The following is a 10,721-nucleotide window of genomic DNA, read 5'->3' as shown; positions in this document are numbered from 1 at the left end:
TTTTTTTAATGCCTAAAAACAAAGCCCTGGAAATTTTACTGTTCGTAAAATTTCCAGGGCTTTTCATTTTTCAAGGTGGGTTTTGTCCCAGCCTCACTTGCGCTTTTGTTATTTTTGAAAAAGTAGTTTCTTATTAACATACGCCGTGTTCTCGTTAACAATTATTTCCGCATAAGGAAGACCAAAAGCAGTATAAGCAATAATAACAGAAGATATTGGTTTTCCTTCCACTTCTTCAATTGATTCAATTTCATAGGACACGATAAATGACTGTTCCATTGTATTGTTAAAAATACTAGCGCTCGTTTCTAATACATATGCAGCGAAATCCTTCTGCACCCCGTCGTCAAAGTCCCGAATATCTGTTTCCAAAAAATAAGCGGGTAAAAAAGCGAAGATTCCGAGGATGAGCACACCTAACTTGAAAATACCTTTTCGTACTTTATAGGAAACAATTCGTCTAGTTCGATTAGCCATTTTAAACAACCCCAATTCCTTTTGCCTCTTTTTAACTTATTGATTCACCGAATAGAAACTCTCTTAACATACTATTCAAGCTAAATATAATTAATCCATTATTTTCTCCCATTGTTGTCGGAAAATTTTACGAGTAAACAAAATGATTTCTTTTATGATACATTTCCGGTATAATAAGTTGTCGTATGTAAACAATTATAGTATAATAGGCGAATTGTATACGGATGAAATGAGGGCTAAAAATGAAAAAATCAATATATGGTCTAACAAGAGACCAGTTAATAGAATGGTTATTAGAACACGGACAAAAGAAATATCGCGCGGAACAAGTGTGGGATTGGTTATACATTAAACGCGTTCAAAGCTTTGATGACATGACAAACGTAAGCAAAGAATGTCTAGATATATTAAAAGAAAACTTTGTCATCCAAACGCTAAAAGAATCAGTTAAACAAGAATCTGCAGACGGCACGATTAAATTTTTATTTGAAATGCAAGATGGTAACTTGATCGAAACTGTACTTATGCGTTTTAAATACGGTTTATCGGTTTGTGTAACGACACAAGTCGGATGCAATATTGGTTGTAGTTTCTGTGCTAGTGGCTTACTAAAGAAAAACCGTGATTTAGATGCTGGAGAAATTGTCGGACAAATTATGAAAGTGCAACAGCATTTAGACCAACTACAAAAAGACGAACGTGTAAGTCATATCGTTGTAATGGGTATCGGAGAACCATTTGATAACTATACAAACTTAATGAGCTTCTTACGTACCGTTAATGATCAAAAAGGTCTAGCAATTGGTGCTCGTCATATTACCGTTTCCACAAGTGGACTAGCGAAAAAAATTATGGATTTTGCGGATGAAAATATTCAAGTAAATCTTGCTGTATCCTTACACGCACCAAATGATGAATTACGTACAAAAATAATGGTGATCAATAAAGCATTCCCGATTGAAAAAGTAATGGCTGCTGTAGATTATTATTTAGAAAAAACAAATCGCCGTATTACATTTGAATACATTTTACTAAAAGACGTAAATGACCATGTGGAAGAAGCACAGCAACTAGCGAAGCTACTCGAAAACAAACGTCATTTATCGTATGTCAATTTGATCCCTTACAATCCAGTAGATGAACACGGACAATACCAACGTAGCTCCGAAAAATCAATTAGTGCATTTTTCCAAACGCTGAAAAACCATGGGATTAACTGTGGAGTTCGTATGGAACAAGGGACAGACATTGATGCAGCATGTGGACAATTACGTAGTAAACAGATCAAAAAAGAAAAAGTGAAAAACTAAGAAAAGCGCAAGCGCCTATGTCTGAAAAATACATTCTAAATTCTCGACGTCCTATCAACAACGAACTGTGCGTAGGAGTCTGGACAATAAAAAACGCATTCGCCTTATGTAATATAGGGTGAATAATAAAATAAAACCAAGCCTTATATTTAGAGGTTTTGAGTTTGATTATACATAATCAAACTTTATAATCAAACTTTTTATTTGTATATATGTAACTTTGAAATAAAGTTAGAGCAAAACACCTCGTAAATCCTTATTTTACGATAAATAAGAAGAATCCATTTTGAAAAAAGATTGATCAAAGTGGATTCTTCTTTTGCGTTTTCGGGGTTTTTAAGTTTGGAGGAGTTAAGATAACAAGAAATTTTTAAACATTCCCTAATACCGCTTTGAGAACTGTAACTTTTATAATAGAATAGAATTTATTATGTTTTTATGATATTTAAAGATAAATCTAAACATTTTGATTTACTCAAGAAAAGCATTAGAAAGGAAAGGAATGGCATCAATCATCAACTTAAACCGTGTTCTAACTAATAAAAAATAAACCTTCCACAGATTCAATTGTAGAAGGCACATTTATTACTTAAGAGATTATTAATATTATCTTAAATCCTTGTAACTAGATTCTGCTTGCCTCTTTTTATACGCTTATTATTTATTTATTCAAAGGTAGGTTGTGATGCAGCACATACTCCACTACAGAAAACTGTACCACCATATGTTGCAGAAGTTTTATTATCATAAGCAGAATAAATATACCAACTCAATTGAAGAGTTCCACTATAACCTAAAGAATCACTATAATAATATGTTCTGGGTGGAGATACTTCTCCGTTATATAATACTTCATGTACAACAAGTCTACTGATTGCTAATGGTGTAACTTCATTGTTCAATGAACTGCTGGATATAGAAGATGCAGCTGTTTGGCTTACTGATAAACCCAAAGACATTATTAATGACAAACCCACTAATCCGATTAAGCTGATTAACTTTTTCATAATAAACAACTCTCCTTTATAATTTAGTATTAAAATTCATACTTCCTCCTTCCCTACATATACTATAAAATATCTTTTACTTAACTTAAATGCTCATAAGGTATGAATACTCCGATAATTTTCGACATTTTTTTAAAAGGTCACGTAAACGTAAAAGTTAGGGCCTTAAACTAAGGGGTATGAAATGTCTTTATTATAGTAAAACTGCATGTGTGAGGGAAAGAAATAAAGGCTTTAAAAAACTAACGGAAGCAAATATAGTTAGGAAAGGAAGAGACAAGATCATAATGAAAAAATTATTAGCTATAGGAGCTACAATAAGTGCTATTATAGTAGGTGCATATAATGGCGATTCAAATGTAGAAAAGGTAAAACCAGAAGTGTTTGTTGAACAAGAACACACAAATCTTTTGGTTCAGGGGAATTCAAACTTTTTAGTTTCAGAAGAAAAGGTAAAACCAGAAGTGTCTGTTGAACAAGAACACACAAATCGTAAAGTAGCGGAGTATACAAACCTTTTAGTTTCAGAGGAAATGGAATTAGGAAAAATACTTGCAAATGAAACGGGTTTTGAAGAAAAATCCGTAAAGGTTAATTTTATGCCTATTTCTGGAGGGGATTACCCAGATATAGTGTGTTTAATTATTTTATCCACAGAGAACAAGATTAATAAGACAACTGAACAACTCATAGTAAAAAATATAATGACCTTTGTATCTGACATTAAAAACAAGCTTAGAGAGGAACAAATCTTTATTGTAAATGAAAGCGGGAAAAATCTTACTTTAAACTAACAGGATATTTTAGTGCAAAAAGGATTTATAAAGTATACAAAATAAATCTCATAAACATCCCAAAATTAGATTTTGGGAAAGCACCCAAAAGCGACAAACCTGATTAAATCAACGTTTGTCGCTTCTTTGATGGAATGGTGTTTATACTTGGGAGCTTGTTCTTTAATTTACATAAATATTTGTATAGCAAATCTATTATCGTTATAAATCTGCATCTTTCTAACATTCCCTAGAAAAATGTTATTCCACAATCTGGCCCGATTGTGGAATAAGAAAACCTGCAATCCATAGTTTTTTATCAAACTTTATTACAAATGAACTAACTTAATTATTAATTATCACTCTTTATTAAAAGACCACAATTAAATCAATCTAATAATGGATGTATTTTTTATATTTCATTAAGAATTTTTTGTACGGCAGTTACATATCCCGCCTTATATATCTGAATGCCGTTTTCTTTTACTCTGCCATAATTATCGGTAGTCCATCCCTGATGGTTCATAAATTCATCTGATATGGCATTTCTCAATGCATCTATTTCGGTATCTGTAAGATTATAAGAAGGTTCGACTATAATGACGTCCTTATTTTTGCTTATATCGTTTTGAGGACGCATATCTATCGTGAAGGTTGTTTGTTCTTTAACCCTTCCCATAGGAGATTATGTATTTCATTTTCGGAGAAGGCTTTTGTATCTCCCTTTGTTGAGTATGGATTTCTTCTTCTAACAACATTGCGAGCTAATTTTGCAGTTTCAGAGATTTCATGAACATCATTTAAATGCCCTAGAAATGAGTTCTGACTTTTGTTTATCTGTGCCATCCAGTTAAGTCGTTCTTCATATCTTGTAGCTTTTCTCCAAGGGTTTAATTGAACAGCTCCATATTCTTCATATAACCAATCTGATAACCCATTTAAAGCAGATAAAAGCATATTCGCTGTTTCAACTCTTTTAGGTAACCAATAAAGCCCCGAAGGGTCTAAACCTTCTTCATTTATTGTTCCTGAATATACAGACTCCGTAAATGTATCAAAGAATTCTTTTGGAGAAGAATAATATTTCTGATTAGCTTCCATATAATCAAGCAATAGTCCAACAGCTTGTACTAACTTCTTATGCCAAGTTCTGCTTTTACTACGATTCTTTATTTGATATCTGTGTAATTGTTCAAAAAGCATTGTCTCTCCATTATGCTCAACTAGAAGAGTAGGAAAGTCTATGCTCCTGCCCGTATTATCCCTATATGTTTTTGAAGATACCTGAACATATCTCATATATATCCTCCTATACCAATAGTTTGATTATAATATTACATATAATACCATAGATATTTATATATAACTACAATAAAAAAGGTACTACATCATTAAAATGTAATACCTTTTTAGTAGTTTGATTATAAATATTTCACCCTAGATAACTTATTGGCGATGCGTTTTTTCTATAGACTCGTTATGTTCATTTGGACGTTCATCAATTGTATGCTTGTATGCATAGCCTTTATTAATCGTAAAGATAGAAAGTGCTAGTATAATGATAAACGTAATTGCCCCAATGATAAAAACGGTTGTCATACGATTTCCTCCGTACTTACTATGTATATTATTATAATAGCACAACAGGAGACTGCAATATATAGGTGCTACCTGGGATTTGTTTGCACTGTTTTTTGATTTGACTTGCAAGCTCCGAGAGATCGTATATCGATTGCGTATTTTTGTTAGATACACCAGCGATAGAAATAGTAAGCAGTGGAAATGATTCCTCGATTCCATGGCGATTTTTGGTAACGATATGTCCTTTTAGGAAATCTTGTGCATGATAAAATTGTTCGACGGATGCATCAAATTGCTGAATAATTTCTTCACATAGTTGTTTGCTTTTAGATGCCTCAGTTATTAATAGGAAATCATCCCCACCAATATGTCCTACAAATCCATCGGGTGGGCAGCACCTCTCTATAACTTCCGCTAAATGCATAATGACTTTATCGCCTTTTTCAAATCCGTATACATCATTATAAGGCTTGAAATTATCAATATCGAAATAGAGTACTGTCATATCCGTATCCGCATCGATACAGCTTTGTAGCTGCTGCTCAATCATCAGATTACCAGGCAACTCCGAAAGTGGATTTAAATGCTTAGCATAATCTATTTCTAGTTGCATACTTTTTTCGAGAAGATCTTTTACTGTCACGACACCGAAATACTGATCGTCTTTAGTTACGGTGATGAAATCATATAAATGGAGCGGGTCCCGTCTCATTGCAATTTTTGCTACTACATCTATCGGCGTTTCTGCGTCTACTTTCATATAGTTACGGCTCATTATAGTCGAGATTGGTTTCTTATTGTATAAACTATATCCATATGGACCGCTAAACTTTAAGTGAAGTTTATTTCTTGTAATAACACCGATCAACTTATTTCCATCTTGTATACAAAAACCAGGGAGTAAATCGTTTGTTTCCATTAAATTGCTTACTTTGGAAATAGGCATTTGGCTGGAAATGGTGTTTAAAGGAGTGGCTATTTGTTCGATAGAAGTATCAGTTAGACGGTTTCTACTTACTCGATTTTTTCTGGATACTTCCGCTTTGATAAAGGTTTTAACTTCCTCTCGAACAGGATATAATTGTGAAGCCGGTTTTTGGATAAAATAACCTTGGCCAAAATGTACCCCGATATCAATCAATGTGCTAAGTTCCTCTTTTGTTTCGATCCCTTCCGCAATAATATTTATTTGTGAATAATTGGCGAATTCACTTAAAGAGCTTACAAGTAATTGCTTCGTTCGATCTCGATCAATATCTCGAATGAGCTTCATATCTAATTTCATATAATGTGGCCGTACGTCGGTAATAACATTTAAACCCGAATAGCCAGCCCCTACGTCGTCTACTGCAATCTGATACAATTGATTTTTGTAATGATCGATTGTATTGATAAAATCTTTTAAGTTGTTAATTGATTCTCGTTCCGTAATTTCAAAAACAATGCTGTCAGCATCCATATGAAATTTAGATAAATATTCTTTTGTAAATCCTTGCTTGAATTTAGGGTCGTTCATAATGTTCGGATTAACGTTTAGGAACAATTTTCCTTCCGCTTCTAAATCATATGCGCATTTCAAAGCATTTGCTCTACATAAATTTTCGAGTTCCCAAAGTTGTCCATTTTTCAACGCATAGTCAAATAACATTTCTGGATTTTGTAACACGGTATTTGCAGGACCTCTTGATAACGCTTCGTAGCCGTATATCTGACCACTATGAAGTGAAATAATAGGTTGAAAGACTGTTTGAATTGCTTTCTCTTTTAATATAAAGGAAAATAATTCACCATAATCATGATCTTCAATTGCCATTTTACTAATTCCCCCTAAAATGAACAGATAATGTTCAACCTATATTATAGTTCAGAAATATCAAGATAGTGTAAATTGAATGTAAATAATGGATTACAGGAAAGTGATTGAATAGGACTTTTGGATTGATTCATTAATGGTTAGTAAGTAATGCCCATGCCGAGAGCTCTACATAGAGGTGATGCTATCTGAGTCAATCGTTTTAGTACTACAAGGACGTCGTTTGGGAATAATGCGTAACAAGGACAAATATAAATGTAATTTTTCAAATGTGAACCCAGAAAATGGATTAGAGGAACAAACCAGTCATTGAAAGCAATTAATTCTATTCGCAAAGCAACTAAATATGCACGAGAGCAACCAATTTATAAAATAACAAGTTTACTTGGAGTGATATGACGGTTAAAAAAAGAACTTTATCCTAGCAAATGCTTCACTTATTTGGAGACAGCATTTTCTAATTAAGTTTAATAAATATTGCGGACGTTCTCAGCTAATTGGTCGAGTTTTTAAAGAACCTATGGCAGGCACTGCACCGACGATGACGATAGAAGAAAATTTAGCAATTGCTTTTTCAAGAAATAGAAAACGCGGCTTGAAAAGTGGGGTATTAACTTATCAACACTAAATATAAAAAAGTATTTAAATAAGTGCTTATTAATCCTTATATATATGTTTATATCGATACATATGTTGATTAGGAAAGAATAATGTAGCTTTGAATTGATGTTTGTTCATTTATAATGCAAAGGGATTGAACAAAGTTTAATTATAAATTGCTTATCTCTATCCCTTCTTAGAGTTGAGGTAATTAATTTAATGGTTATTTATGTTAATATTTCTATACAGATTGTGAAATGTTTCACTTAAACTAACGACGCAGTTTAGTTGAATAAGGGGATTGGTTTTTATGCTTTAATATAGTGGGAGTGAGGGGAATAAAAAATGGATTTTATTATAACAGTTGGTGTTATTGTAATAGCTATAACTTGCTTATCTATTGAAGTGAAGATAAGAAAAACAAATGAACAAAATAAACAAATAATTGAGTTGTTAAAAAGACTGAACGAAAAGTAAAATATTACTGTTTCTTTATTAAACTAAAGAAGCAGTTTAGTTGTGCGAAATGTTCCTAGTTTAAATAGAGGATGGTTACATCACTCTGGTAAAGGCTAGGCAATTCCTTACGGAATTGAAGGGTTATATCGAAGAATCAAATGATGAGGTAACGCTCGGAAGGGTTCTCTCTTAGTCGATTAGCACTGGATTTAGTAAGAATGATCGTGTTATAAGCTCGGTGAAAAGGCGTGAGAAATTACCGTAACAGTTTTGGCTGACGAAAGCCTACCCGCGGGGGTGGTGTAATTCATGATGCTTGAGTTGAATGAATATGGTGAGAATGCGAATAAACCTATAATAAAAAAATGGTTAAGCTGACAAACTTCTGAAGATACGGGTCTAGAACTGCGATACATAGAAATGTGTATATCACCGAATTGTGAGGTTGGCAGTGGATGAGTAAGACTAACTAATATGAAAATCCATGATACGTTACAGGCGTATGAACGCTAACAGGCTCAGAGGAAGCACCTAAGTTCATTCTATAATAGATATAATTCAACGTTGTAAACTGATAACGCAGTGGGCTTACTTCCGAAGAAGCGTTGGCAAGGAAAGCAATAATGATAGTAGTTCCTGTATAACTTGTCTTAATATCAGTGAAAGTGGTGGCACAGTACCAATGAAATGTTTAATCCACATGGAGGGATAGCCACTAGACTAATAAAGATTTATTCAACCAAGTAAGGCAGTTCTTTATCGGTTAATAAGGTTCTTGTGAGACTAATAGAGGTTTAACTCCGAAAGGAGTCGCCGACTTATTGAAACGGAAGAAACTGAGACACAATGAGTATTATAGTATGCAAGATTGTTTTGATACAATTTACGCTCAAAGTGTCGGTGGTCATCATTTCTATAACTTAACAGAATTAATGAGTTCTAATGACAATATACGCCTCGCCTACCGAAACATCAAAAGAAATACAGGTAGCAAAACCGCTGGAATAGATAAACTAACAATTAATGATATTCTACATTTACCAGTAGAAGATGTAATAGCAAAAGTTCAAGCTATGTTTAGATGGTATAAACCACAACCAGTTAGACGGGTTTTTATTCCAAAAGGTATAGATAAAACTAGACCTCTAGGGATACCGACTATTTGGGATAGAATTTTTCAACAATGCGTACTACAAATTTTAGAGCCGATTTGCGAAGCTAAATTTCATAAACATAGTTATGGTTTTAGACCGAACCGAAACACTCATCATGCCAAAGCTAGGCTAGAATTTCTGATTAACCAATCTGGACTACATCATTGTGTGGATGTAGATATTAAAGGTTTCTTTGATAATGTAAGTCATAGCAAACTTCTAAAACAAATATGGTCGCTAGGTATCAGGGATAAATCCCTTCTTTCTATTATATCTAGGTTATTAAAAGCAGAGATTGTTGGAGAAGGTATCCCTACAAAAGGTACACCGCAAGGTGGCATTCTGTCACCTCTACTATCTAACATTGTGCTAAATGAATTGGATTGGTAGGTTAGCGACCAGTGGGAAACATTTGAAAGCAGATATACTTATTCGACCAATGGCAGTAAGTATCAGCACTTAAAGAAATCGAGTTTGAAAGAGTGTTTTATCGTCCGCTATGCGGACGACCTTAAGGTCATGTGCCGAACAAGGTCACAGGCAATTAAAATGAACTATGCATTAAAAGATTACTTGAGAAATAGATTACACTTGGAAACAAGTGAAGAAAAATCAAAGGTTGTGAATTTAAAGAAAAACTCTTCCGAGTTTCTAGGCTTTTCAATAAAAGTCGTAAGAAAAGGAAGAACGAGATTTGGGTATGTAGCAAAGTCCAATATGTCTAAGAAGGCTAAAGTAAATGTTTTCCAAAAGATAAAAGATGCCATAAAAGCCATCAAGAGGAAGCCCTGCACTCAGACCGTTTGGAATTTTAATACCATTGTAATGGGTATCCAAAACTATTACTCAGCTGCAACTCAAATCACCATTAATTTGAATGAGTTAAATCTACATCTACGCAATACGTTATACAATCGCCTAAAGAATATTAGAACAGAGGCAAGTTTCGGTGAGATGACTAAAACTTTACAGGGGCGGTATAAGGGTTACAAGGCAAAACTGTATAAAATACAGGATATGGTTTTTGTCCCTATTCACGCTCAGCGATGGAGAAAAACACTTGGTTTCTCCCAAGTAATTTGTAACTTTACAGTCGAAGGAAGAGCAAAAATTCATAATAGCCTAAAGGCTATTGATAAAAGTACGCTCTCTTACATCATGCGAAACTACATTCCAAATAGATCTATTGAATACAACGATAACAGAATCAGTAAGTTCGTAGCACAGTATGGTAAATGTGCTATTTTGGGAGAAGAATTGGGATTTAATGATTGGCATTGCCATCATATAAACCCCTTCTATATTTCAAAAGATGATAGCTATTCGAACTTAATAATTTTGAATAAGACTATACATCAATTGATACATTTGAAAGACAAAGTTAAAATTGAAACGCTTTTAAAAGCTGTAAAGCTTTCAAACAAGCAAATAGAAAAAGTAAATAACTTACGATCGGTGTTTGTCAATATAGTTGTCGCATTTAGCTAGTTTAGTATCTTTAAAATACATATTCTTATCTCTTGTAACCAAAAATTCTGTCAAGGCTA

At 33.5% G+C, this 10,721-nt stretch carries 9 protein-coding genes and 2 pseudogenes; 5 read left to right on the top strand and 6 right to left on the bottom strand.

The window, feature by feature from the left end; all coding sequences use genetic code 11:
• Positions 1 to 108: 108 nt before the first annotated feature.
• A complete protein-coding gene (locus ACIQYS_RS22010) occupies positions 109 to 477 on the bottom strand; it encodes a hypothetical protein (RefSeq protein ID WP_402985110.1) in 369 nt (122 codons plus the stop codon).
• 242 nt (positions 478 to 719) lie between these two features.
• Here ACIQYS_RS22010 and rlmN point away from each other — a divergent pair, with 242 nt between their 5' ends.
• Positions 720 to 1,787, top strand: coding sequence for a dual-specificity RNA methyltransferase RlmN (gene rlmN, locus ACIQYS_RS22005; protein ID WP_402985108.1), 1,068 nt, complete (start codon positions 720 to 722; stop codon positions 1,785 to 1,787).
• A 665-nt stretch (positions 1,788 to 2,452) separates the two neighbouring features.
• Here rlmN and ACIQYS_RS22000 read toward each other — a convergent pair.
• The gene (locus ACIQYS_RS22000; protein ID WP_402985106.1) at positions 2,453 to 2,794 is read right to left on the bottom strand and encodes a hypothetical protein; all 342 of its coding nucleotides are present in this window, start codon (positions 2,792 to 2,794) and stop codon (positions 2,453 to 2,455) included.
• A 287-nt stretch (positions 2,795 to 3,081) separates the two neighbouring features.
• Between ACIQYS_RS22000 and ACIQYS_RS21995 the strand changes: the two genes are divergently transcribed.
• The gene (locus ACIQYS_RS21995; RefSeq protein ID WP_402985104.1) at positions 3,082 to 3,588 is read left to right on the top strand and encodes a hypothetical protein; all 507 of its coding nucleotides are present in this window, start codon (positions 3,082 to 3,084) and stop codon (positions 3,586 to 3,588) included.
• A 391-nt stretch (positions 3,589 to 3,979) separates the two neighbouring features.
• Here ACIQYS_RS21995 and gmtX read toward each other — a convergent pair whose 3' ends face one another.
• The 4 genes from gmtX to ACIQYS_RS21975 form a co-directional block, all read right to left on the bottom strand.
• Positions 3,980 to 4,207 carry a gamma-mobile-trio protein GmtX gene (gene gmtX, locus ACIQYS_RS21990; RefSeq protein ID WP_402985112.1) on the bottom strand — a complete coding sequence of 76 codons (228 nt, stop codon included), beginning with the start codon at positions 4,205 to 4,207 and terminating at the stop codon, positions 3,980 to 3,982.
• Positions 4,208 to 4,209: 2 nt separating this feature from the next.
• Positions 4,210 to 4,866, bottom strand: a complete 657-nt coding sequence (locus tag ACIQYS_RS21985) for a hypothetical protein (protein ID WP_402985102.1) — start codon at positions 4,864 to 4,866, stop codon at positions 4,210 to 4,212.
• 147 nt (positions 4,867 to 5,013) lie between these two features.
• Positions 5,014 to 5,166: a YtzI protein gene (ytzI, locus tag ACIQYS_RS21980; protein WP_402985100.1), complete on the bottom strand. Its 153-nt coding sequence runs from the start codon at positions 5,164 to 5,166 to the stop codon at positions 5,014 to 5,016.
• Positions 5,167 to 5,197: 31 nt separating this feature from the next.
• Positions 5,198 to 6,961, bottom strand: coding sequence for a GGDEF domain-containing protein (locus ACIQYS_RS21975; RefSeq protein WP_402985098.1), 1,764 nt, complete (start codon positions 6,959 to 6,961; stop codon positions 5,198 to 5,200).
• A 484-nt stretch (positions 6,962 to 7,445) separates the two neighbouring features.
• Between ACIQYS_RS21975 and ACIQYS_RS21970 the strand changes: the two are divergent.
• The 3 genes and pseudogenes from ACIQYS_RS21970 to ltrA all read left to right on the top strand — a co-directional run.
• Positions 7,446 to 7,571, top strand: a pseudogene (locus tag ACIQYS_RS21970) (ABC transporter ATP-binding protein); the annotation flags it as partial.
• A gap of 335 nt (positions 7,572 to 7,906) precedes the next feature.
• Positions 7,907 to 8,038: a hypothetical protein gene (locus tag ACIQYS_RS21965; protein WP_402985096.1), complete on the top strand. Its 132-nt coding sequence runs from the start codon at positions 7,907 to 7,909 to the stop codon at positions 8,036 to 8,038.
• 803 nt (positions 8,039 to 8,841) lie between these two features.
• Positions 8,842 to 10,662, top strand: a pseudogene (gene ltrA, locus ACIQYS_RS21960) (group II intron reverse transcriptase/maturase).
• Positions 10,663 to 10,721: the final 59 nt, after the last annotated feature.

The sequence above is a fragment of the Psychrobacillus sp. NPDC096426 genome, assembly GCF_044762745.1.
GTDB lineage: Bacteria > Bacillota > Bacilli > Bacillales_A > Planococcaceae > Psychrobacillus.
Note: the sequence above shows the minus strand (reverse complement) of the source record. Positions and strands in the feature narration are given on the sequence as shown.